The 23,676-nt window shown below is 66.1% G+C and carries 21 protein-coding genes; 17 read left to right on the top strand and 4 right to left on the bottom strand.

Translation table 11 applies throughout. From position 1 onward, the window contains the following. Positions 1-27 precede the first annotated feature (27 nt). From rpmH to EYS42_RS17190, 5 genes are all read left to right on the top strand, one after another. Positions 28-162: a 50S ribosomal protein L34 gene (gene rpmH / locus EYS42_RS15390; protein WP_058086564.1), complete on the top strand. Its 135-nt coding sequence runs from the start codon at positions 28-30 to the stop codon at positions 160-162. A 164-nt stretch (positions 163-326) separates the two neighbouring features. Beyond that, positions 327-857, top strand: coding sequence for a ribonuclease P protein component (locus EYS42_RS15385; RefSeq protein ID WP_165456822.1), 531 nt, complete (start codon positions 327-329; stop codon positions 855-857). Beyond that, complete coding sequence (gene yidD, locus EYS42_RS15380; protein ID WP_245503665.1) at positions 854-1,159, top strand: membrane protein insertion efficiency factor YidD; 306 nt, start codon at positions 854-856, stop codon at positions 1,157-1,159. Before EYS42_RS15385 ends, yidD begins: the two co-directional genes overlap by 4 nt. Next, positions 1,156-2,835, top strand: coding sequence for a membrane protein insertase YidC (yidC, locus tag EYS42_RS15375; protein WP_130969081.1), 1,680 nt, complete (start codon positions 1,156-1,158; stop codon positions 2,833-2,835). Before yidD ends, yidC begins: the two co-directional genes overlap by 4 nt. A 49-nt stretch (positions 2,836-2,884) precedes the next feature. Further along, complete coding sequence (locus tag EYS42_RS17190) at positions 2,885-4,045, top strand: PEP-CTERM sorting domain-containing protein (RefSeq protein WP_207301171.1); 1,161 nt, start codon at positions 2,885-2,887, stop codon at positions 4,043-4,045. Between the two features lie 57 nt (positions 4,046-4,102). On the opposite strand, the gene EYS42_RS15365 is transcribed toward EYS42_RS17190, so the two are convergent. Then, complete coding sequence (locus tag EYS42_RS15365; protein WP_165456821.1) at positions 4,103-4,777, bottom strand: DVUA0089 family protein; 675 nt, start codon at positions 4,775-4,777, stop codon at positions 4,103-4,105. A 384-nt stretch (positions 4,778-5,161) separates the two neighbouring features. Between EYS42_RS15365 and EYS42_RS15360 the strand changes: the two genes are divergently transcribed. The 8 genes from EYS42_RS15360 to EYS42_RS15325 all read left to right on the top strand — a co-directional run bounded on the left by EYS42_RS15360 (position 5,162) and on the right by EYS42_RS15325 (position 13,379). Further along, a complete protein-coding gene (locus EYS42_RS15360) occupies positions 5,162-6,208 on the top strand; it encodes an ABC transporter ATP-binding protein (protein WP_245503664.1) in 1,047 nt (348 codons plus the stop codon). 64 nt (positions 6,209-6,272) lie between these two features. After that, positions 6,273-7,574 (top strand): ABC transporter substrate-binding protein, encoded by a 1,302-nt coding sequence (locus EYS42_RS15355; RefSeq protein ID WP_130969079.1) that lies wholly within the window; start codon positions 6,273-6,275, stop codon positions 7,572-7,574. Positions 7,575-7,641: 67 nt separating this feature from the next. After that, on the top strand, positions 7,642-8,688 hold the full coding sequence (locus tag EYS42_RS15350; RefSeq protein WP_165456820.1) for a porin: 1,047 nt from the start codon (positions 7,642-7,644) through the stop codon (positions 8,686-8,688). A gap of 45 nt (positions 8,689-8,733) precedes the next feature. Beyond that, positions 8,734-9,621, top strand: coding sequence for an ABC transporter permease (locus tag EYS42_RS15345; RefSeq protein ID WP_130969077.1), 888 nt, complete (start codon positions 8,734-8,736; stop codon positions 9,619-9,621). Positions 9,622-9,634: 13 nt separating this feature from the next. Then, a complete protein-coding gene (locus EYS42_RS15340; protein ID WP_130969076.1) occupies positions 9,635-10,516 on the top strand; it encodes an ABC transporter permease in 882 nt (293 codons plus the stop codon). A gap of 51 nt (positions 10,517-10,567) precedes the next feature. Next, positions 10,568-11,455 carry a GntR family transcriptional regulator gene (locus tag EYS42_RS15335; protein WP_130969075.1) on the top strand — a complete coding sequence of 296 codons (888 nt, stop codon included), beginning with the start codon at positions 10,568-10,570 and terminating at the stop codon, positions 11,453-11,455. 16 nt (positions 11,456-11,471) lie between these two features. Further along, on the top strand, positions 11,472-12,182 hold the full coding sequence (locus tag EYS42_RS15330) for an aspartate/glutamate racemase family protein (protein WP_130969074.1): 711 nt from the start codon (positions 11,472-11,474) through the stop codon (positions 12,180-12,182). A 240-nt stretch (positions 12,183-12,422) separates the two neighbouring features. Further along, complete coding sequence (locus tag EYS42_RS15325) at positions 12,423-13,379, top strand: sterol desaturase family protein (RefSeq protein WP_130969073.1); 957 nt, start codon at positions 12,423-12,425, stop codon at positions 13,377-13,379. On the opposite strand, the gene EYS42_RS15320 is transcribed toward EYS42_RS15325, so the two are convergent. Both EYS42_RS15320 and EYS42_RS15315 read right to left on the bottom strand, forming a co-directional pair. After that, positions 13,292-14,446, bottom strand: a complete 1,155-nt coding sequence (locus EYS42_RS15320) for an AraC family transcriptional regulator (protein ID WP_130969072.1) — start codon at positions 14,444-14,446, stop codon at positions 13,292-13,294. The genes EYS42_RS15325 and EYS42_RS15320 overlap by 88 nt on opposite strands. A 20-nt stretch (positions 14,447-14,466) precedes the next feature. Next, a complete protein-coding gene (locus EYS42_RS15315; RefSeq protein WP_130969071.1) occupies positions 14,467-15,357 on the bottom strand; it encodes a metal-dependent hydrolase in 891 nt (296 codons plus the stop codon). A gap of 180 nt (positions 15,358-15,537) precedes the next feature. Between EYS42_RS15315 and EYS42_RS15310 the strand changes: the two genes are divergently transcribed. From EYS42_RS15310 to EYS42_RS15295, 4 genes are all read left to right on the top strand, one after another. Further along, positions 15,538-16,473 (top strand): LysR substrate-binding domain-containing protein, encoded by a 936-nt coding sequence (locus EYS42_RS15310; protein WP_130969070.1) that lies wholly within the window; start codon positions 15,538-15,540, stop codon positions 16,471-16,473. Further along, entirely contained in the window at positions 16,460-17,911 is a 1,452-nt protein-coding gene (gene mnmE, locus EYS42_RS15305) for a tRNA uridine-5-carboxymethylaminomethyl(34) synthesis GTPase MnmE (RefSeq protein WP_130969069.1), read from the top strand. Before EYS42_RS15310 ends, mnmE begins: the two co-directional genes overlap by 14 nt. 95 nt (positions 17,912-18,006) lie before the next feature. Then, positions 18,007-18,474 (top strand): cyclic nucleotide-binding domain-containing protein, encoded by a 468-nt coding sequence (locus EYS42_RS15300; protein WP_130969068.1) that lies wholly within the window; start codon positions 18,007-18,009, stop codon positions 18,472-18,474. Positions 18,475-18,532: 58 nt separating this feature from the next. Then, the gene (locus EYS42_RS15295; protein ID WP_130969067.1) at positions 18,533-19,588 is read left to right on the top strand and encodes an HD-GYP domain-containing protein; all 1,056 of its coding nucleotides are present in this window, start codon (positions 18,533-18,535) and stop codon (positions 19,586-19,588) included. A 21-nt stretch (positions 19,589-19,609) separates the two neighbouring features. Here the strand turns inward: EYS42_RS15295 and EYS42_RS15290 are convergent, their stop codons facing one another. Then, positions 19,610-23,608: a response regulator gene (locus EYS42_RS15290; RefSeq protein WP_130969066.1), complete on the bottom strand. Its 3,999-nt coding sequence runs from the start codon at positions 23,606-23,608 to the stop codon at positions 19,610-19,612. Positions 23,609-23,676 lie beyond the last annotated feature (68 nt).

The raw sequence follows: 23,676 nt of genomic DNA, 5'->3' as shown, positions 1-23,676 counted from the left end.
GAACCCAAGCGGTCTGAAGGAAACATCATGAAGCGTACTTATCAACCTTCCAAAACCCGTCGCGCCCGCACCCACGGCTTCCTGGTCCGCATGAAGACCAAGGGTGGCCGCAAGGTCATCAACGCCCGTCGCGCCAAGGGCCGCAAGCGTCTGGGCCTGTGATGTGAGCCGGGCGAAAGCCCGGTTGCACACCAGGTTCACATGCTGAACCGGCAGCTTGCGCTGCCCAGCCTGCAGGCTGCACGAGGGTGTCCGACCTGGTCGGACGCACGCTCGGCAGCCTGAAGTTTTTGGCATTGCCAGCCTTGGCAACCCCCATCCACACCGTGCCATCTTCCCTGCTGAGCCCTTTGGCCCTGAAGCCCAAGCTGGCTTCGCCTGATTTCCAGCAGGCCCTCGGCACCCGGCCGGTGGCCCGAACTGCGCACTTTGCGGTGCATTTTGCTGTGCCGTCGCTGCAGCGCAAACACCCCGCCAAAGATCAGTTGTCAACAGGCGAGGGGGGGGAGGCCGTCGAGCCTGTGGACGAAGTGCGCACTCACCTGCGTGTCTGGCGCCTGGGGCTGGTGGTGCCCAAGAAAATGGCCCGCCGTTCGGTCACGCGCCAGCTCATCAAACGGCAAGCGCGTGAGCTGTTTCGCCTGCACGCCCCGGCCCTCGAAGCTGCGGGCTGGTTGCATGACGCGCAACCGGTGGGCGACTGGGTGGTGCGCCTGAAAGCCCCCTATGCCAAGGCCGACTGGCCCAGCGCCGCTTCTGACCTGTTGAAGACCGCCGTGCGCGATGAGCTGCTGGCCGTGCTTGAGCAGTGCATTCGCGGGGGCAAGGGCGCCCGCCGCCCGGGAAACAAGGCATGATGCGCGTCGGCTCGACCCTGCTGCGGGGGCTGCGACAAGGCAGCCTGGCGGTGCTGGTCGGGCTGGTCAAGGCCTATCGGTTTTTCCTGAGCCCCTGGCTGGGGTCGGCCTGCCGTTTCACGCCCACCTGCTCGGCCTATGCCCTGCAGGCCCTGGAGCAGCATGGCCCGGCCGCCGGCACTTACCTGGCCGCACGGCGCTTGGCCCGCTGCCACCCGTGGTGCGACGGCGGGCATGACCCGGTGCCTGCTCAGCCGCCTCGATTCTTTTCCTTTCCATCCAGTGAGCGTGATCTCTCATGAATGACATGCGTCGGACCGTCCTGTGGTCGGTGTTTGGCTTTTCTCTGCTGATGCTGTGGGACGGTTACCTGCGTCACACCGGCCAGCCTTCGATGTTCGCCCCGGCACCTGCCGCCTCGGCGGTGGCCGCTGATGCCGCGTCAGCGGCCTCGGCTGCGGTGGCCGCGGGTTCGGCCGCTGTGCCCTCGGCCACCGCCGCTGCGGCAGTGGCGGCTTCGGGTGCCAGTGCCCCCGTGGCCTTGCCGCGTGAAGTGGTGGTGGTCGAGACCGACACCGTGCGCGCCTCGATCGACAGCGTGGGCGGCAACATCGTCAAGCTCGAGCTGCTCAAGCACACCGACCAGGACGACCACAGCAAGCCCGTGACCCTGCTGCACCAGACCGGCCAGCGTGTGGAATTGGCCCAGAACGGCCTGATCGCTGCGGGCGCCAGCCTGCCTGACCACACCACCGCCATGAAGGTGGTGAGCACCGAGCGCAAGCTGGCCACAGGCCAGAACGCCCTGGTGGTCAAGCTGGAATCGGCCGAAGTGGGTGGCGTCAAGCGCCTGCTGAGCTACAGCTTCCCGCGTGGGGGCTACCTGGTCGACGTGAAGCAGGAAGTGGTCAACGGCAGTGCCCAGGCCCTGAATCCGCAGTGGTACGTGCAGCTGCAGCGCGACGGCGAAGTGCCGGCCATGTCGGGCTTCTTCGGTGCGCCCACCTCGTACACCGGTGCCGCCTTCTACACGGCCGACGCCAAGTTCCAGAAGGTGGACTACGCGCACATTGCCGACAACAAGGCCGAGTTCGTCAAGACCGCCGACAACGGCTGGGTGGCCACGGTGCAGCATTACTTCGCTGCCGCGTGGCTGAACACGGCCCAAGGTTCGCGCGAGTTCTTCGCCCGCAAGGTGGGCCCCGACCTGTTCACCGTGGGCATGCTGCTGCCGGTGGGCCAGGTGGCCCCGGGCCAGAGCAAGGCCGTGAGCGCCCAGCTGTACGTGGGCCCTCAGGAAGAAAAGAAGCTGGAAAAGATCGCCCCGGGCCTGGAGCTGGTGAAGGACTACGGTTGGGTGACCATCCTGGCCAAGCCGCTGTTCTGGCTGCTCGACCAGATCCACGCCGTGGTCAAGAACTGGGGCTGGGCCATCATCGTGCTGGTGGTGCTGCTCAAGGCTGCCTTCTATGGCCTGAACGCCAGTGCCTACCGCTCGATGGCCAAGATGAAGGCCATCAACCCCCGCATCATGGAGCTGCGTGAGCGCCTGAAAGACAAGCCTCAGGAGATGCAGCAGGAGATGATGCGCATCTACCGCGAAGAGAAGGTCAACCCGATCGGCGGCTGCCTGCCCATCCTGATCCAGATCCCGGTGTTCATTGCGCTGTACACCGTGCTGCTGGCCTCGGTCGAGATCCGCCAGGCACCCTGGATCGGCTGGATCACCGACCTGTCGGTCAAGGACCCGTACTTCGTGCTGCCGGCCCTGATGACCCTGTCGACCCTGGTGCAGACGGCCCTGAACCCGACCCCTCCGGACCCGCTGCAGGCCAAGATGATGTGGATCATGCCGCTGGTGTTCTCGGTGATGTTCTTCTTCTTCCCGGCTGGCCTGGTGCTGTACTGGCTGACGAACAACATCCTGTCGATCGCCCAGCAGTGGATGATCAACCGAAGCATCGAGGGTGCGCATTGAGCGGTTGGAGTACGCCAGCGGTTTGATGCCTGATTGACGAAGCCCCCCTTTGTGGGGGCTTCGTCGTTTTCGGGGGTTTGTCCCCGGGGATCAGGTCTTTCGGACAGCCATGCTTGTTTTGCAGAATGAATCCCTTGTCTACAAAAGGGAGATGTTCATGAATGCATTCAAATTGCTGGCTTTGGCGGCTTGCGCCGGCATGGCCTGCGGCGCGCAGGCTCAGTCGTATGGCCCCTACAGTGGTGGCAGCTACTACGGTGGATCTTCTGGCGGTTACTACGGCGGTTATTACGGCGGGGGGGGCGGTTACACCTCTCCGCCGGTGGTCAGCCCTCCCACCCCAGCCATCAGCGCCCCTTTGATGCCGCAGCTGGTTCAAAGCGGGTCAAGCAGCACACTGAATTTCAGCAACCCGGATTTCGACGGCTCGCTGGCCGACACCAATTCCGGCGCTGTGGCTTTCCTGACTTCGTTCTCACCCCGATTGACGTTCCAGGGCACAGGAGCCACTGAGACCCGAATCACCTACCTGAACCAGAACCCGGACGGTACAGGGCAGGACGCTGTGGCGCTGTCCATCCGTAATCCGGTGTCAGGCTTCATTGGCTCGTCGACTGCCACCCTTGGGCAGCTGGCGCTGTCTGGCGGTTTCGTGCTGGACACCAACCGCGCCACAGGATTCGCCAGAGGCGGCACTGCCACGTTCAGCAATCTGCGCATCGATCCAGTCAGCCAGCAGGTGCTGGCCGACGCGCAGGGTGTCCTGGATGCAGATCGAACCAACGGGCCGGTCAGCTTTTCGAACAAAGACCTGGTGTTGTGGAACATCCAGACCATCACCGGTCCGACCTCACTGCCTTCCGGGGTGTTGGCAGCCGGAGGTGATCGCTCTTCACTCGGTGCTCAGATGCAGGCTTTGGGCTTTTCTGTCACGCAGCCCAACCTGCTCAGCGACGCGGTGTATTCAGCCAGCTACCAGTTCGACGGGTTGATGTTGTCGCAACAGGCGCATTCGTTCTTGAGCAGCTCGCTCGGCCTGACGTCGCTGGCGGTGTCGGCCCTGACAGGGGTGCAAAGCTGGGGTTCCATCAGCGCCCAGGCCAACTTTGTGCTGACGCCTGTGCCTGAGCCCCAGACCTGGGGGCTGGCATTGACCGGATTGCTGGGCTTGGTCTTTGCCGCGCGCCGTCAGCGCTCCAGTGTGCATTGACCGGCATTGGCCACAAAACAAAGCCCCGCCTAGGCGGGGCTTTTGCTTTCAATCGATTCACACCGTTGTTGACGGGCGATGGATCGTGGTGTTTTTCTTGCGGCGCGTGCTGCTCCACAGCACGCCCGTCAATGCCAGACCGGCAAGGCCCATCGATGCGGGTTCGGGTACCGTCGCGGTGTTCAGCTGGATGCCGTAGCTGCCTGCCTGCGTGGTGGTGGCGCCGCCCGAAGAGGTCCATCCGGTCAGTGCGCTGCCCCCGCCTGGGCCGGTGGCACTCCAGTTTGGATCGCCTGTGAAGTCGGTGGAGTCCGGAAAAATTCGACCTGCCAAGCTCAGCGGGTCTGAGTTGAAAGCCGAGATCGCCAGGAAATACACACCGGCTGTCAGATTGGCTGAAATGGTCGACTGCAGGGAGGCCGAAGACGCATCATCGTTGCCAACGATGCCAAAGCCATTGGCGTCAAACAGGTACAACTGGGTGTCGACGCTGGACAGGCCGACCGTGCTCGCGGTGAACAGGCCTGAACCGAGTTGCAGTCGGTACATGTCCACGTCATTCAAGGGCTGAATCGATCCATTGATTCGATCGATTCCTGCCCCGACATACTGACCTGCTGGCATGTCAACCGCATCACCTGTCTCCGTCCATACCGAAGCGTGTGCGCAAGCGCCATGGATCAGGAACAGCGCGAACGCCGCGCCTTGAAGAAATGAAGGCTTTGATTTCACGTCTGACTCTCCTGGGTGTGTTGATGAGGCAAAGCCTGAAGCGCAGGCTGTACCGATTGACCACCTGTGTGATGGTCTTCGGTGCTTTAGCAAACACCGTGCCATTGCATTTTTTTCAGTTTGGTCAACCACTTACCAAACCGCTCAGGGGAAACACGTCCGGATCATGTCAAAAAAGCCGACAACGCGACGCGGGTCCAGGTTCCGCCCCGCCCCTGTGCATGCACCAATTGCATACAAAGCAGCGCACCGATTGCATACAAAAATTGTATACAAACGGTGCAAAACCCGGTTGCCGGGTCATTTTTCAGGCTGAAAAAGCTGGCACGCCGTTTGCGCTGTCTCAGGTGCAGCACCCAACGGCGGGTGCAGGGAGCCTGAGTCATGAACGCTGTCCTGTCGGTCGAACAACAACGCCTGGCCACCATGGCCGCCCAGCCAGATCTGGAGCTGGTCAAGCTGGTCAAGCGTTACGGCACCGCCTCTGACGCCCCGGTGGCCGTGGACCACATCGACCTGCAGATCGCCTCGGGCCATTACTGCTGCCTGCTGGGCCCGTCGGGTTGTGGCAAGACCACCACCTTGCGCATGATCGCGGGCCACGAAGACGTGAGCGATGGCGACATCGTGCTCGGTGGTCGCAACATCACGCACTTGCCGGCCTCGGCCCGCGGCACGGCCATGATGTTCCAGAGCTATGCCTTGTTCCCGCACCTGAGCGCGCTGGAGAACGTGGCCTTCAGCCTGAAGATGCGCGGCGTGGGCAAGTCCGAGCGCCTGCAGCGGGCGCAAGACCTGCTGGCCCGTGTGTCGCTGGGCCACCTGGCCCACCGCAAGCCGGCCGAGATGTCGGGTGGGCAACAGCAGCGCGTGGCCCTGGCCCGCGCGCTGATCACCGAGCCGCGTGTGCTGCTGCTCGACGAGCCGCTGTCGGCGCTCGACCCCTTCCTGCGCATCAAGATGCGCGCCGAGCTGAAGGGCTGGCAGAAGAGCCTGGGTATGACCTTCATCCACGTGACCCACTCGCAGGAAGAGGCCATGGCCCTGGCCGACCAGGTGGTGGTGATGAACGCCGGCCGCATCGAGCAGAGCGGCCCGCCCCACCAGATCTTCAACAGCCCGCGCACCGAGTTCGTGGCCCGCTTCATTGGCGGCCACAACGTGTTCGAACACGAGGGCGCGAAGCTGGCCGTGCGCACCGACAAGGTCCGCCTGTTCAAGGAGCCGGCCACGCCCTCGGCGTTCAGCACGCCCGCCACGGTGCGCGCCACCGAGTACCAGGGCACGCACGTGCTCATCACCCTCGACAGCCCGCTGGGCGAGCTGACCGTGATGCTGCCCGAAGCGCTGTGGCACCAGCACGCCTGGCAGCCCGGCGAGGCCTGCAGCGCGCAATGGACGCTGGCCGACATCCACCACCTGGTGGGCTGAACCCTTTTCATTCCCCTTCTCGTTCCCCTTTGTGTTCCTTCCTCATCTCACTGGAGCCTGCACCATGAAGCAAGACGACGATCTCGTGTCCCCCACCCCCGTGCTGACCGGCACCGCCTCGCGCCGGCAGGTGCTGCAAGGCGGCCTGATGGGCGCCACCGGCATCCTGGCCAGCGGCCTGGCCCCGGCCGTGCACAGCAGCGAGAAGGTCACGCTGCGTTACCTGGGCACGGCGGTGAACCAGGACAAGAAAATCGCCGAGAAGTTCGAGGCCGACACCGGCATCAAGATCCAGTACATCCCGGTCACGACCGACGACGTGACCAAGCGCGCCGTGACGGCGCCCAACAGCTTCGACCTGATCGACACCGAGTACTTCAGCCTCAAGAAGATCATCCCCACGGGCAACCTCAAGGGCATCGACAGCAAGCGCATCAAGAACGCCGACAAGATCACCAGCCTGTTCACCAAGGGTGAAGTGGCCGGCAAGAAGGTGGGCGACCAGGGCACCGCGCCCAAGAAGGTGATGTACCTGGAGGGCGAAAAGAGCAAGAAGTTCGCGAGCAGCCCCACGCAGTTCATGACCCTGATCCCCACCGTGTACAACGCCGACACGCTGGGCATCCGGCCTGACCTGATCAAGCGCCCCATCAGCAGCTGGAAAGAGCTGCTGAACCCGGAGTTCAAGGGCAAGGCGGCCATCCTGAACATCCCGTCCATCGGCATCATGGACGCGGCCATGGTGGTCGAGGCCATGGGCCTGTACAAGTACCCCGACAAGGGCAACATGACCAAGGCCGAGATCGACCTGACGATCAAGACCCTGATCGAAGCCAAGAAGGCCGGCCAGTTCCGCAGCCTGTGGAAGGACTTCAACGAGAGCGTGAACCTGATGGCCTCGGGCGAGGTGGTGATCCAGTCGATGTGGAGCCCCGCCGTGACCGCCGTGCGCACCAAGGGCATTGCCTGCACCTTCCAGCCCCTGAAGGAAGGCTACCGCGCCTGGGCCGCCGGCTTTGGTGTGCCCAGCACCCTGAGCGGCAAGAAGCTGGACGCGGCCTACGAGTTCATCAACTGGTTCCTCGACGGCTGGGCCGGTGCCTACCTGAACCGCCAGGGCTATTACAGCGCCGTGCTGGACACCGCCAAGGCCCAGATGGAAGCCTACGAATGGGCCTACTGGATGGAAGGCAAGCCGGCCACCCAGGACATCAAGTCGCCCACCGGCCAGGTGCTGGCCAAGAAGGGCGAAACGCGCGATGGCGGCAGCTACGAGCAGCGCATGGGCGGCATCGCCTGCTGGAACGCGATCATGGACGAGAACACCTACATGGTCCAGAAGTGGAACGAGTTCGTGGCCGCCTGAGCCGCTTCCCCACACCCGCAATTTCTCCCCACCCCAGCTCAATCATCCAACCCCTCGGAGCATTCCCATGAACCTGTCATCTCTGCGCCGCGTGGCGCTCAGCACCGTGTCCCTGGCTTCGGCTTTGGCCTGCCTGCCAGCCCTGGCGCAATCGTCGGTCACCCTGTATGGCGCGGTCGGCCTGGATGTGGTCTCGGCCAGCAAGGTGTACGACGGCGCCACCAGCAAGTCGCTGCTCAAGCTCGACGACAACGGCATCGTCAACTCGCGCATCGGTTTCAAAGGCACCGAAGACCTGGGCGGCGGTCTCAAGGGCATCTTCGGCCTGGAGTCGTCCATCTCGCCGGACACGGGCAAGACCAACCCGAATGCCTTCTGGAACCGCAACGCCTTCGTGGGCCTGAGCGGTGACCTGGGCACCCTGAAGCTGGGCCACCAGTGGAACGTGGCCGACGACTACCTGTGCGGCTACTTCGTGTGCGCCTATTACTCGCCCTTCCTGATGAATGGCTACTACGCGATCAGCGACTACTACGACAACGTCATCAAGTACACCTCGCCCAACATCGGTGGCTTCGAGGGCGCTGTGATGTATTCGCTGGGTGAGGTGTCTGGCAAGCGCAGTGCGGGCCAGAAAACCCAGATCGCCCTGAACCATGCCGCGGGCCCCTTTGCTGCGGCCGTGATGGGCTTTTCCGAGAAGGACAAGGCCGGCACCGGCCTGACCAACACCCTGTACGCCGGCGGCTTGTCGTATGACTTCGGTGTGGCCAAGGCGCGCCTGGGTCTGGCCTCGGCCGAGGTGAAGTACGGCACCGTGTATGAAGGCAAGCTGATCGACGTGGGTGTGGACGTGCCCGTGTCGGCCGAAGCCGCCGTGTCGGCCGACTACGTGCTCAACGACAAGAAGGCCAGCAAGGACGACACCTCCTTCCTGCGCCTGCGCGGCAGCTACGCCCTGAGCAAGCGCACCAGCCTGAACAGCAACCTGATCTTCCTGAAAAACTCGGGCAACGCCAACTTCGCCTTCTACAGCAACACGGGCACCAACTTCACGGGCCAGGCTGGCCAGAAGCAGACCGTGCTGACCGTGGGCGTGACGCACGCGTTCTGAGTGTTGACGCGTCGAGCCTGATGTTCTGTTTGCCAGGAGCTTGAGATGAAGACCCTGTCCTTGCGCCAGATGGCGCTGCCCGCCTGGGTGCAGGCCTTGCCCATGGGCGGGGTCTTCTTCCTGTTCTTTGCGCTGCCGCTGCTGCTGGTGGTGGCGGTGAGCTTCTGGCCCCAGAACGAATACACGCTGGAGCCCGGTTTCACCTGGGACAACTACCTCACGCTGTTCAATGGCTGTGGCTCGACCAGCGAGTTGTGCGTGACGCTCAAGACCTACCTGTCCACGCTGAAGTTCTGCGTGCTGGTGTGGGCCCTGACGCTGGTGCTGGGCTTCACGCTGGCCTACTTCATGGCCTTTCACGTGCAGAGCGTGGCCATGCAGACGGTGCTGTTCACGCTGCTGACCATCCCGTTCTGGACCAGCAACGTCATCCGCATGATTTCGTGGATCCCGCTGCTGGGCCGCAATGGCCTGGTCAATCAGACGCTGCTCGACCTGGGCCTGATCAACGAGCCCATCGACTGGCTGCTGTATTCCGATTTCTCGGTGGTGCTGGCCTTCGTGCACCTGTTCACCACCTTCATGATGGTGCCCATCTTCAACTCGATGATGAAGATCGACCGCTCGCTGCTGGAGGCGGCAGACGACTGTGGCGCCAATGGTTGGCAGACCCTGTGGAACGTGGTGGTGCCGCTGTGCCGCACCGGCATCCTGATTGGCTCCATCTTCGTGATCACGCTGGTGATGGGCGACTTCGTCACCGTGGGCGTGATGGGCGGTCAGCAGATCGCCTCGGTCGGCAAGACCATCCAGGTGCAGACCTCCTACCTGCAGTTCCCGCTGGCCGCGGCCAACGCGGTGGTGCTGCTGGCGGTGGTGCTGATGATCATTGCCGGGCTGAACCGCCTGGTCGACCTGCGCAAAGAGCTCTGAAAGGACACTCCCCATGGCTGGCACCGTGCGACGCCGTTCGCGTTCTTTCTGGCCCCTGGCGGCCATCTTCGGACTGTATGTGCTGTTCCTGTACGGCCCGGTGTTCACCATCTTTGCCCTGAGCTTTCAGGGGCCTGACGGCGGGCTGACCTTTCCCATGCAGGGCACGTCGCTGCACTGGTACCGCGAGCTGTTCGCGGGCCTGGGCGTGGTCGACATCTCGGCGGCCCTGAAGCGCTCGTTCGGGCTGGGCTTTGTGGTGATGGCGCTGACGGTGCTGCTGTCGCTCATGGCCGGGCTGGCCTTCCGCAAGGGCTTCAAGGGTGCCGGCCTGCTGTTCTACAGCTCGGTGGCCAGCCTGATCATGCCCAGCATCATCATCTCGCTGGGCATCGGCCTGCAGTTCCGCCTGTTCGACGAAGGCATCAAGGCGCTGCTCACGCAATGGGAATGGACCGACACGCTGGAGTCCTACACCACGCTGATGGGCCTGTACACCTCGGGCCTGGGCGCGCACCTGACCTGGACCCTGCCCTTCGGCATGCTGATCATGTTCGCGGTGTTCAACCGCTTCAACCCGGCGTATGAAGAGGCTGCGCGCGACCTGGGCGCCACGCCCTGGCAGAGCTTCCGGCACGTGGTGCTGCCCTTGATCCTGCCGTCGCTGGTGGGGGTGGGCATGTTCGGCTTCACCCTGAGCTGGGACGAAATCGCACGCTCATCGCAGGCCATCGGTGACGTCAACACCTTGCCGCTGGAGCTGCAGGGGCTGACCACCACCGTCACCACCCCGTCCATCTATGCCCTGGGCACGCTCACCACCGTGGTGTCGCTGGCCGTGATCGGCCTGGCGCTGCTGGGTGTGGCGTGGTCGCGTCGCGGCGCACGCCGCTGAGTGGCCCCGGTTCAGCCCTTTCTCTGTGTCACGCATTTTTCGGAGACCTCCATGCCCCGCCGTTCTGTGCCTGAAGCCGCGTCAGCCCCCGCCGATGCCGACCTGAACCTTGACGGGTTCGAAGGCCCCGTGGTGCTCAGCGACGACGACATCCATGAACGCATCATCGACGCCGTGATCGACCAGCGCCTGCTGCCCGGCACCAAGCTGGTGGAAGACAAGCTGGGTCAGGCCTTCGGCGTGTCGCGCACCCGCATCCGCCAGGTGCTGATCCGGCTGGCACACGAGCAGGTGGTCACGCTCGAGCCCAACAAGGGCGCCACCGTGGCACAGCCTTCGGTGGACGACGCGCGCGAAGTGTTCGAAGCCCGGGCCTTGATCGAAGGCGTGCTGGTGCAGCGCTTTCTGGAGCGCGCCACGCCGGCCGATGTGCAGCGCCTGGCCGAATGCATCGAGGCCGAGGAAGAGGCCCGCCGCGAAGGCGATCAGGCCGCGGCCCTGCGCCTGTCCGGGCGCTTCCACCTGATGATCGCCGAGGTGGCCCAGCACCAGACCTACGAGCGCATGCTGCGCAAGCTGATTTCGCGCACCTCGCTGATCCTCATGAGCTATGCCCCCACCGAGCGCGCGCGCCCGGTGCTGGGTGATGCGCCGGTGCGCTGGGTGGACGCCTGCCGGTGCGACGCGCACCGCAACGTGCTGTCTGCCCTGCGGCAGGCGGGCGGGTGGCCCGAACCCGGGCAGCCTCGGGTGGTGGCCACGCGCGTGGGCAGCGCCTGGATGGACGAGGCCACCCGCCGCATGCGCGTGCACCTGCACGAGATCGAATCGGGCCTGTGTTTCAACCAGCCCGAGGCTTCGGGCAACGACCTGCACGACGTGTTCCTCGCGCCGGCCGAAGGGCCTGGCCGCAAGCGCCAGCGCATCGTGTCGGTGTGAACCGCGCCCAGTGGCCATGGCCTCCTTGCTGCTGATCAACCCCAACACCACGCAGGCGGTGACCGACCGGCTGCGGCGGCAGCTTGTGGCGCAGCTGGGCATGTCGGGCCCGGCCCGGCTGCACGCCTGCACGGCCCGTTTTGGCGCACCCTACATCGCCGATGCGGCCACCTACCAGGTGGGTGCCCGTGCCGTGCTCGATGCTTTTGCGCTGCATGTGGCCGAGCATGGCCTGCCCGGTGCCGTGCTGGTGGGCTGTTTCGGTGACCCGGCCGTGTGGGCCCTGCGCAGCCTGCACCCGCAGCTGCCGGCCATGGGCCTGGCCGAAGCCGGCATGCGGGAAGCCGCCGCCCATGGGCCTTTTGCCGTGGTCACCGGCGGCCACGCCTGGCAGCCCCTGCTGCGCCAGCTGGCCGCCGACCGCGGCCTGGCCGGCCCGCAGGGCCTGGTGGCGGTTCACACCGTGGAGGCCACCGGTGGGCAGATGGCGGCCGACCTGCACGCGGCCCAGGCCTTGCTGCATGAGGCGGCGCAGGCTTGCCTGGCCCAGCACCCGGGCGTGCGGGCCCTGGTGCTGGGCGGCGCCACCCTGGGCGGTTTGGCCGAGCCCCTGGCCGACACCCTGGGGTTGCCCGTGGTCGACAACGTGGCCGCGGGTGGGCGCTGGCTGGCGGGCCACCTGTCGTCCCCCCTGTCGGGGCCCCAGGTGGGCCGCGTGCAGCCCTGACCTCACGCTGCCCGGTGCGCAAGCCCCTGTTCGCGGCAGGGTGGACGTTTCCTTGATTTCGGACAGGCTTCCCTCAAATCAGGGGCCTTCGGCTGGGCGCAATGGGCACGCTTCCGGTGAAAACCCGCGGGTGCGCGTTGCATGCCGCCCGGACAATTCCAACCGGTGCACCTGTGCGTGCACACCGTGAGCTGCGCATGGTGCGGCGGCCCGGTCTGAATTGCTGTCGAAAGAACCGTCATGCGCAAGATGTTGTGGAGCTGGCTGTTCATGGGCGTGGCCCTGGCCACTGGCATTTACGCCACCCTGGCCCTGGACTACGACCAGAACAAGGTCGTGCTGTATTTCTTCCTGCCGTACTTCGCCCTCACCACGGCGATGCAATACCTCTGGCCGGAACAGCCCAACCAGTTCGAGAAGGGCGAGGTCTGGACCGACATCCTGAACAACGCGGCCCTGATCGGCCTGACCTGGGCGCAAGGCGGCATCGTCAAGTGGATGTCGACCGCCGGTGTGGGCCTGGTGTTCACCAGTGGCTGGGTCGACCCGGCTTATTCGGCCGGCAACCTGCCCATGTGGGCCCAGGTGCTGGTGGCCTGGTTCGTGTTCGACTTCATGTTCTATGTCACGCACCGCATGGCGCACGAGGTCGATTTCTTCTGGCGCTTCCACAGCGTGCACCACTGCGCCCATCGCCTGAGCTTCATGAACGCCAGCCGCGTGCACCCGATTGACATCATCTGGCGTCGCCTGGTGCCCATGTTCGTGGCCTACCAGACCGGTGTGTCCGTCGAAGCCATGATCATGGCCAACACCATCGGTGCCGTGCTGGCCGTCATCACCCACATGAACGTGGATTTCCGTTTCGGCCCGGTCAACTACGTGATCGGCACCAACGAAATGCACCGCTGGCACCACTCGAACAAGATCGAAGAGGCCAAGAACTACTCGGTGCTGCTGTTCTGGGACCACCTGTTCGGCACCTACGTGAACCCGCCCACACAACGTCGCCCGGAAAAGATGGGCCTGTTCAACGAGCTGTTCTACCCCCGTCACAACTTCTGGGGCCAGCTGCTCATTCCTTTCACCTGGAAGCAGTGGAAGGCCCGTCAGGCCGCTGCCCAGGGCACGGCCGTGCCGGGGGCTGCCAGCCCTGCGCCGGCCGAGTCGGAGCCTTCGCGCAAGGCCGCGGTCTGATACTGGGCCGGTGCGGCTGCAGGGTGCAAGGCGGCCGGGCCTGAGCCCTCGCGCAAGGCGGTGGGGGTCTGGCCGGTCAGCCGTTTGAATGCGCGGCTGAACGAGGCGGTGTCGGCAAAGCCGGCCGCGCGCGCCACCTGGGCCATGGGCTTGCGGGTTTCGATCAGCAGCACTTCGGCATGTTCCACGCCCACCTGGCAGCGCAGCTGGGGCAGGGTGCTGCCTTCGTCCTTCAAGCGCCGGCTGAGCGTGCGTGCCGACATGGCCATGCACTGGGCCAGCCCATCGGCATCGAGTTGCTGGCGCTGGCGCATGGCGGCGTGCAGCAGCCGCTTGACCTCCTGCGTCACGGGCCGCACATCCAGGCGGGCCTTGAGCTGGTGCTCCAGGGTGGCCTTCATCAGCAGGTGAGAGGCACGGCTGGGCGCCATCAGCGCGATGCCCAGGTCCTGTCGGGCCAGCACGATCTTGTTCTGCCGCGCCCCGAAATGGAAGCTGCACCCGAAGGCCTGTTCGTAGGCCGCCTTCGGCCCCTGGGGCGCATGCTGCAGGTGCACCTCGGCGCCCTGCAGGGGGCGGGTCAGGAAGGGCATGATCTTCAGGAAAGAGGCGACCACCGTTTCCGTGAAGAAGTCGTTGACCTCGCCGAAGTCGTGCAGGCGCTCGAACAGGATGTGCACCTCGTCACCGAAGTCCTGCCGACGCATGCCGAAGGCGGGCATCACCAAAGGCGCGTAGGTCAGGGCGCCCTGCAGGGCCTCGTCCAGGGTGGCCGAGGTGATGGCCAGCATGCCCACCGGGCCGTGCACCGTCACCGGGAAATGCGCCATGAAGGTGACCAGCGGCGGCTCGCCTGGCGGGCAGTGCATCAGGAAGTAGCCCAGCGAGCGCTGCAGGTGGCGGCCGTCCATGGTCTGCCAGGGCAGGAAGGGGCGGGGCAGCGTCAGCCCGCAGTGGCGGTCCAGGCTGTGCACGTCGTGGCCCAGGGCCCGGGCCAGCGACTCGCCGATCTCCAGGTACTGCAGGGGAAAGGTCAGGCCCTGCAGGGCGCGTTCGGACGAGGCCATGCCGCTGCGCTTTTGCCGTGTCAGGCCGCTGCGCCCTGCGCCACCAGTTCGGCGCAATGCTCGCTGGCCGCGATGGGGTCACCCGTGCGCTCGAACACTTGCAGCCAGGCCTTGTAGTGGCCCATCTCCTGGTGCTGCCAGGGGTGAAAACCGGGCTTGAAGTAGCTCAGGTAATAGCCCAGGGCGGGCAGGAACACGCCGCCGGGTTTGTACAGCCACCAGGCCCCCTTGAGCAGCATGCCCATGCGCTTGATGAAGCCGAAGCCATCGTCCTTGAGCAGGCGGTTCACCATGAACCAGTTGCCGATGGGGTACTCGATGCTGAAGTAAATGAGGCCGGCGATGCGCGTGAAGTAGCCCACCTTGGCCACCTGGGTCAGCACGTCGTAGCACACGGCCTTGTGTTCGACCTCTTCGATGGAGTGCCAGGCGTAGATGGCCCGCATGCGCGGGTCGAAGTCGCCGATCACGTCGGCGCGCTCCATGAAGGTGGTGCACATGAGGGCGGTCAGGTGCTCGGCCGCGGCCGTGTACGAGAGGTTGAAGGCCTTGGGCCAGTACTTCAGTTGCCATTTGAACTTGCGGTCCAGGAAGGTCTGGGTCCAGCCCACATTCAGGCCCTGCTTTTCCAGCAGCGTGTTGAACTGGGTGTGCACCATGCCGTGCTGGGCTTCCTGGCGGGTGAAGTGCTTGACCTCCTCCAGCAACTGGGGGTCGGTGATCTGGTCGCGGTAGGCCCGCACCGAGCTGATGAAGTAGCGTTCGCCGATCGGGAAGGTCAGCGACATGGCGTCGAAGAAACGGGTCTTGTACGGGTCACCGCCGTTCCAGAAGCGGGGCACCCCCGAATCGAGCTGGAAGTCCAGCTGTTCGCGGGGCTGGATGGGCTTGGCGGCATGGGGCTGGGTCATGGGTCTCTCCTCGGTGGGGGCGGCCACGGGGCGCGCGGTCAGGCCATTGAGCCGGCATCGCCTTGTCTTGTGACGCCATTGCTGTGCTGCATCCGCCAAGCCGCAGCGGCACTGTAAGGACGTGGTCTGGCGGTGACAAATCACATCGGCTGTTCGACAGATAAGGCAGACTTATCCGTCATGCCGCACCACCGCCCGCCGCCCCTGCACCTGCTGCCCGCCCTCGATGCGGCCGCCCGCTGGCAGAGCTTTGCCAAGGCGGCCCAGGAGCTGCACGTCACGGCCCCGGCCATCAGCCAGCAGATCCGGCAGCTGGAAGACTGGCTGGGCGTGCCCCTGTTCCACCGCCTGACCCGCCAGGTGCGCCTGACCGAGGCAGGGGTGCAGTTCGCCGCGCTGGCCCGTGAGGTGCTGCAGCGCTACCAGGAGGGTCACGCCGAGTGGCTGTGGGCCCATGCCCGGCCCCGCCTGCGCCTGAGCGCCGCCCCGCTGGTGGGCCACGAACTGCTGCTGCCGGCCCTGGGCGAGTTCCAGGCCCAGCACCCGGGCCTGGACCTGTCGCTCGACCTGGACCTGGCACTGGCCGATTTCGACGCCGGGCAGGTGGACGCGGCCATCCGGTTCGGTGCGGGGCGCTGGCGGGGCCTGACCGCCTGGCCCCTCATCGACTGCCTGGGCACGGTGGCCGGGCACCCGCGGGTGCTGCAGGCGCACCCCGTGCGGGGCGTGGCCGACCTGCGGCACCACACCCTGATCCACTTCCGAAAGGGGGTCAATGACTGGGATCTGGTGGCGCGAGCCCTGGGCGTCGAGGCCTTGCCGCACCAGGGCAACCTGTACCTCGACTCCGAGCTGTCGGCCATGCGCGCCGCCGAGCAGGGCCTGGGCCTGGTCATCTGCATCCTGCCGGCCTGCCAGCGCTGGCTGGACGAGGGCTTGCTGCAGGCCGTGGCCCCGCCCATGCCCCTGGGGCGCGGCTATCACTTCGTGTTCAAGGCGCAGCACCCCCGCAGCGACCTGCTCAAGACCCTGCACGGCTGGCTGCTGGGTCAGATGCAGCGGTGGGCGCAGGGCCGGCCCCACCCGCGCGACAATGCCACCCATGAGCTGGTCTGATCGTCAAAGTCCCATCGTGGCCGTGGCCACTGCCCCGGGCCGTGGTGCCGTGGGCATCGTGCGGGTGTCCGGGCGCGGTGTGGCACCGCTGGCCCAGGCCCTGACAGGCCGCACCCTGCTGCCGCGTGTGGCCACCTACGGCCCCTTCCTGGACGCTGACGGCCAGGCCATCGACCATGGCCTGGCGCTCTACTTCCCCGGCCCGCACAGCTACACCGGCGAAGACGTGCTGGAGCTGCAGGGCCACGGCGGCCCGGTGGTGTTGCAGCTGCTGGTGGCCCGCTGCCTGACCGCCGCAGCCGCACCCGATGCCGCCACCGGCCGGCCGGTGCTGCCGGGCCTGCGCCTGGCCCAGCCCGGCGAGTTCACCGAACGCGCCTTCCTGAACGACAAGATCGACCTGGCCCAGGCCGAGGCCATTGCCGACCTGATCGACGCCAGCACCGAGGCCGCGGCCCGCTCGGCCACCCGCTCGCTGGGCGGGGCGTTTTCCCACGAGGTCAATGCCCTGCGCGACGGCCTGATCCACCTGCGCATGCTGGTCGAGGCCACGCTCGACTTCCCCGAAGAAGAGATCGACTTCCTGGAAAAGGCCAATGCCCGCGGCAAGCTCGACGGCCTGCAGGCCGCTTTGCAAGGCGTGATGCGCCAGGCGCGCCAGGGCGCGCTGCTGCGAGAAGGCCTGCAGGTGGTGCTGGCCGGCCAGCCCAATGCCGGCAAGAGCTCGCTGCTCAATGCGCTGGCCGGGGCCGAGCTGGCCATCGTCACGCCCATTGCGGGCACCACGCGCGACAAGGTCAGCGAAACCATCCAGATCGAAGGCGTGCCTCTGAAGGTGATCGACACGGCCGGCTTGCGGGCCGACCACGAAACCAGCGACGAGGTCGAGCGCATCGGCATGGCGCGCAGCTGGGAAGCCATCGGGCAGGCCGATGCGGTACTGTTCCTGCATGACCTGTCGCGCATGGCCGAGCCGGCCTACGCCGCGGCCGACGCCGAGATCGCCCAGCGCCTGGGCGAGGCCCTGGCCGGTGCGTCTACCGTGATCCACGTGTTCAACAAGGCCGACGCGGTGGCCACCGAGGCGGTGGCGACTCACCTGGCCGCGCCTCCTGCACCCGCCGGCCAGGCCGTGGCCTTGTCGGCCCGCACGGGCGAAGGCCTGGACAGCCTGCGCCAGCGCCTGCTCGACATGGCGGGCTGGCAGCACCAGACCGAAGGCCTGTTCATGGCCCGGCAGCGCCACGTGCAGGCCCTGGGCGAAGCGGCCGAGCACCTGGCCCTGGCCCAGGCGCATGCCGCTCAGCAAGACGGCGCGCTCGACCTGCTGGCCGAAGAGCTGCGGCTTTCCCACGATGCGCTGGGCCGCATCACCGGGGCCTTCTCGGCCGATGATCTGTTGGGCGAAATCTTCAGCCGGTTTTGTATCGGGAAATGAAGATGCAAACCGTTGCGTGCACGTTGGGCCTGCTTCGGCTAGATTAGAGGGTCGGGTCGACCGGCGAGTCGGCCTTTGTTTCATTCGAGGACCCCATGGACGCCACGGCACTTGTGCAAGCCATCCAGACGCTGAACACGGACGATGCGTTCCGGCCGCGGCTGGACGCACAGCAATGGCGCGTGTTCACGCAGTACCTCACGCGCCACGAACTTCGCATGGGCGACCTGCTCGTCAAGCAGGGCGACCACGACCGCACCCTCTACCTGCTGGAGCAAGGCTCGCTGCAGGTGTTCGTGACGGGCGGTGCGCCCGGGGCCTCGCGCATTGCCATCTTGCGGTCGGGTGCCGTGCTGGGTGAGCCTGGCCTGTTCGCCGACGGCCCGCGCATGGCCAATGTCGAGGCCATGACCCCGTGTGTGGTGTGGGCCTTGCGCCTGCCCCGTTTCGAAGAACTGGCCGCCCGTGTGCCGCAGGTGGCCGTGGAGGTGGTGCGTGCCGCCGGGGCCATGATGGCCCACCGCATGCGCGCCAACTTGCAGCGGCAGATTCCCAGCGCCTGACCTGTGTGGTCGAGAGAACCCGGGCCCTCAGGTGCAGGCCCTTGCAGGAGTACAAAACATGTCAGGGGTACAGGGCTTGAGCCGTCCCACCGTGCTGGTGGCCGACGACTCACCGCAGAACATCGAACTGCTGTCGCGCGTGCTGGGGCACGACTACCGCATCAAGGTGGCCACGTCCGGCGACAAGGCCCTGCAGATCGTCTATTCCGACGAGCCCCCTGACCTGATCCTGCTCGACATCATGATGCCCGACCTGTCGGGCCACGAGGTGTGCCGCCGCATCAAGGCCAACCCCGACCGCCGCCGCATCCCCGTCATCTTTGTGACGGCCATGAGCAGCATCGAAGACGAAAGCCTGGGCCTGTCGCTCGGCGCAGTCGACTACATCACCAAGCCCATCAGCCCGCCGCTGGTGCAGGCCCGCGTGCGCACGCACCTGGCCCTGTACGACCAGTCGCGCGAGCTGGAGCGCATGGTGGCGCAGCGCACGGCCGAGCTGGTGGCCACGCGCCAGCAACTCATCCGCCGCCTGGGTCGTGCGGGCGAGTTCAAGGACAACGAGACCGGCAACCACGTGATCCGCATGTCGCACGTATCGCGCCTGATCGGCCTGCACGCGGGCATGGGCCCCGATTCGCTGCAGTTGCTGTTCCAGGCCGCGGCCCTGCATGACGTGGGCAAGATCGGCGTGCCTGATCGCATCCTGCTCAAGCCCGGCCCGCTGGACGACGAAGAGCGCGCCCTGGTGCGCCAGCACCCCCTGATCGGCGCCGAGATCATTGGTCACCATGACAACGAGCTGCTGACCACGGCGCGCACCATCGCGCTGGCGCACCACGAGCGCTGGGATGGCACGGGCTACCCCTATGGCCTGCAGGGCGAGCAGATCCCGCTGATGGCGCGCATTGTGGCCATTGCCGATGTGTTCGACGCGCTGATGAGCGTGCGGCCCTACAAGCCGGCCTATTCGGTGGCGCGCTCGATGGAGATCATGCTGGAAGAGCGTGGGCGCCATTTCGACCCCACGCTGCTGGACGCCTTCCTGGCTGCGCAGCACGAGATCTTGCAGATCATGGCGCAGTACGCCGACGAGCGGGGCCCGCAGGGCGACTGAGCCCCAGCCTGACACCCCGGCTTAGCCCTCTATTTCGGCCTCCCAGCGGGCCAGCGCCTGCAGGGCCTCGTCGAAATCGTAGTGCTGCAGCGCGTGCGCCACGTCGGCTGCGGCCGGCCAATGAACAACGCCTGGCATGTCCTGCCGCAGCTCGTCCATGACGTGGCGCGCCTGGGCTTCGTGCTGGGCCATCAGGCGGCGCAGTTCGGCCAACCGTGGTCGCAGGGTGTTGGCGTCGGGCGGCGGTTCCTGGGGCGCGGTGGTGCCTTGCACCTGCATCAGGAGCTGAACGTCGGCCAGAGTCAGGCGCAGCTGTTCGATGAGCTGCCGGACCCGCTGGCCGATGGCGTCGAGGGTGCCGTCGATCTGGGGCAGGCGCGCTTCGGTTTCGAGGGCTTCGGCGGCATCGGCCAGGGCTTCGGCCCCGATGTTGCCCGCCAGTCCCTTGAGGGCGTGGGCGTGGCCGTGCAACGTGGCCCAATCCCCCTTCTCCAGCGCCTCTTGCAGCTGGGCCTGCATCCCGGCCTGGGTCTTGGCAAAGCCTTTGAGCAGGCGGCGGTACAGGTCGAGGTTGCCCATGCAGCGGTTCAGGCCATCCACGGTGTTCAGCGTGGTGGCGTTGCTCAGGGTCGGGGTGGGCACGGGGCTGGTCGCCTGCGGCAATGCCGGGCTGCGAGGTGTGATCCAGCGCGCCATGATGGTGAACATCTGCGGCAGGTCCAGCGGCTTGGTGATGTGGTCATTCATGCCGGCGTCGAGCACGCGCTCGCGGTCGCTGGCCATGGCGCTGGCCGTCATGGCCACGATGGGCAGGTGCTTGAGCCTGTCGTCGGCGCGCATGCGCCGGGCGGTGTCGTAGCCGTCCAGCACGGGCATCTGGCAGTCCATGAGCACGCCGTCGAAGTCCCGGTCGCGCGCCAGGATCTCCAGGGCTTCTTTGCCGTGCTGGGCCGTGACCACCTGCAGGCCTGCGCGTTGCAGAAGGTCACAGGCCAGCTCCATGTTCATGGGCTGGTCTTCCACCAGCAGCACCCGGGCACCTGCCAGGTGGCGTTGGGCGCTTTCCAGCACCTGTGCGCTTTGGCGCACCACCCCCAGTGCAGGCGTGTCCTGGCCCAGCGCCCGGCCGATGGTGTCCAGCAGGGTCGAGGGCGTGACTGGTTTGTTCAGCACGCCGGCCAGCGGCACACCTTCGGCGGCTTTGAGGGCTTCATCGCGGGCGTAGGCCGTGACCAGCAGCACGCAGGGGCGTTGCTCGGGGGGCAGGGCCAGGGCGCGGCGCGCGAATTCGATGCCGTCCATGCCGGGCATTTGCCAGTCGGTCAGCAGCAGGTGGTGGGGGCGTCCATCGAAGGCAGCCTGTTCCATTCGCCGCAGTGCCTGCGTGCCGCTGTCGGCCACCTCCACATCGAGGCCCAGGCGGCGTGCCATGTCGCCAAGCACTTCGCGGGCCGAGGGGTTGTCGTCCACCAGCAGCAGGCGCTTGTGCCGCAGCTCCTGGGCCAGCAGCGCACGGCGTGTCTGGCCGTTGTGCTGCACGCCGAAGGTGGCGGTGAAGTGCAGGGTGGTGCCGTGGCCTTCGCGGCTTTCGGCCCAGATGTTGCCGCCCATCAGCTGCACCAGCTGCTTGCAGATGGCCAGGCCCAGGCCCGTGCCACCGTACTGGCGCGTGGTCGAGGTGTCACCTTGGGTGAAGGGCTCGAACAGGCGGCTGAGCTGGTCGGCGTTCATGCCGATGCCGGTGTCGCGCACCCAGAAATGCAGGGTGGCGTGTTCGGTGCTTTGCGAGTGCACCTCGCAGCCGATGATCACCTCGCCCTTGGCGGTGAACTTGATGGCGTTGGTGCCCAGGTTGATCAGCACCTGGCCCAGGCGCACCGGGTCACCCACCAGCGCGGTGGGGATGTCGGGCTCGGCCGTGAACAGCAGCTCCAGGCGCTTTTCTTCGGCCCGGACACCCAGCACCTCGGCCATCTGGCTGACCACGCTTTCCAGCTGGAACTCTGTGGCCTCCAGCGTGAGCTTGCCTGACTCGATCTTGGAGACGTCCAGGATGTCGTTGAGGATCTGCAGCAGGCTGCCGGCTGCCCGGTGGGCCTTGTCGACGTAGTTGCGCGCCCGCGCGGGCATGTCGTCCATCAGGGCCAGGTGGGTCATGCCCAGGATGGCGTTCATGGGCGTGCGGATCTCGTGGCTCATGTTGGCCAGGAAGCGGCTCTTGGCCTGGGTGGCGGCTTCTGCGGCTTGCTGTGCCGCCTGCATGAAAGCCTCGGTCTGTTTGCGCGTGGAGATGTCCTGGATCACCACGCAGTACTGCTGGACCCCGTCGTTCATGAAGGGGATCAGCACTGCCTCGGCTGCAAACTGTTTGCCGTCGATGGTGCTGTGCAGCCACTCGAAGGTGATGGGCTGTCCCGTGCGGGTGACCTCGTCCAGCAAGTGTTCAGCCAGTTCCTGGGCTGATCGGTCCTGGCTTTGGGTGGGGGCCGACATCGGGGGCAGCCAGGGCTTGAGGCCTTGCAGTGCTTTTTCACTGCCGGCGTTGAACATGCGGATGGCAGCCGGGTTGGCGCGCAGCACACCCAGGTCGCGGTCGAAGAACAGGTAGGCGTTGGGCGCGCTGCTGAACACGGCCATCGAGCGGGTGATCTGCTCTTTCTGCTCGGTGATGTCCAGCCAGCAGCCGTTGTAGGTGGTGCTGCCGTCGGGGTGCAGGGTGGGCTGGCTGAGGGTGCGCACCCAGCGGGGCTTGCCACCGGCCTCCAGTGCCCGCTCGGTGGGCTCGATCGGAGGCTTGCCATCGGCCCCACCGCACAGGCCCCAGATGCGGGCCGGGTCGGCCTCGATGGCCTGCAGCGGTTCACCCAGCAGTTTGGCGGCGGTCTGGCTCAGGAATGAAAAGCGCCCTTGGCCTTCCGCGCTGACCTGGTAGCGGAACACCGACAGCGGCAGGGCATGGGCCATGTCGTGCAGGTCCTGGCGGGCCTGTTGCAGCGTGTGCATGCGCCGCTGGCGCTGGGCCATCATGGCCAGGGTCCAGTAGCCCAGCACGAGCGCCAGGCCGCCGATGCTGGCCCAGCGCATCAGCAGGCCGCTTTCCGAGCCCAGCGGGGTCAGCACCCAGGCCAGGTGGGTGTCGTTCAGCAAGGCCGTGGGCTGGGCCATGTAGGCCACGCGGTCGACGGTGACCACCGTGACGTCGCGTTCCTTGACCTTGAGCAGGTCGAGGTGCCAGGGCAGGGAGTCGACCTTGGCATGGTAGGTCTTGACCTGTGCCGCTTCGCTCAGGGCCATCTGGCCACGCATGGGCGCGTGCTTGAGGATCCATTCCGGGCGGTTGCCCATGATCACCACGCCACTGGCATCGGTCACGAAAATGGGTCGCTTCTCGTCGTCGAACAGGCGCGCCATGGCTGTGGGCTCCTGCTTGATGACCAGAACCCCCACGGTCTTGCCGTTGTCGTCGATGCGGCCAGCGAAGTAAAAGCCAGGGATGTGCGACACCCGCCCCACGGCAAACTGCACGCCCACGCCGTGGTCCAGCGCGTCGGTGAAGTAGCTGCGGGTCTTGTAGTTGCCACCAATGGGGTTGATCGGCAGCTCGAAGTTGCTGTCGGCCACGCCGGTGCCGAAGCTGTCGAGCATCAGCACCTCGGTGAGGTTGAAGTCCTTGCAGGTGGCCTTGAGTTGGCGGCTCATGGCCAGCACATCGGCGCGGGCCATCAGCAAGTCGCGCATGCGCGGTCGGTCGGCCTCGGTGATCGAGGCCGAATCGGGCACCGGCACCTCTTTGAGGAAGTGCCGGATGCTTTCTTCCCGGCCCAGGGCGCGCGGCAGGGCCGACAGCTGCTGGAACGTCACGTTCAGGCTGTCGCGCAGGCTGTCGAGCCGATGCCCACCCACTTCAAGCGCCTGGTGGCGGGCATGCTGCTGGTCCACGCGATAGGCCACACCGGTGCCCACCACCACGACCACGGTCCACAAGGTGGCGGCGAGCCACAGTCTGCGTCTCAGGTTCATGCCTGCGCGCTCCTCGGAGTCCACTGCTTCTGTTGTTACTGTCAGCAATGTAGCGCGCCGCAAGGGGT

Origin of the sequence: Aquabacterium lacunae, assembly GCF_004310865.1 — a bacterium.
GTDB classification, from domain to species: domain Bacteria; phylum Pseudomonadota; class Gammaproteobacteria; order Burkholderiales; family Burkholderiaceae_C; genus Aquabacterium; species Aquabacterium lacunae.
The sequence above is the reverse complement of the archived record's forward strand: the minus strand, read 5'-3'. Positions and strand labels throughout refer to the sequence as shown.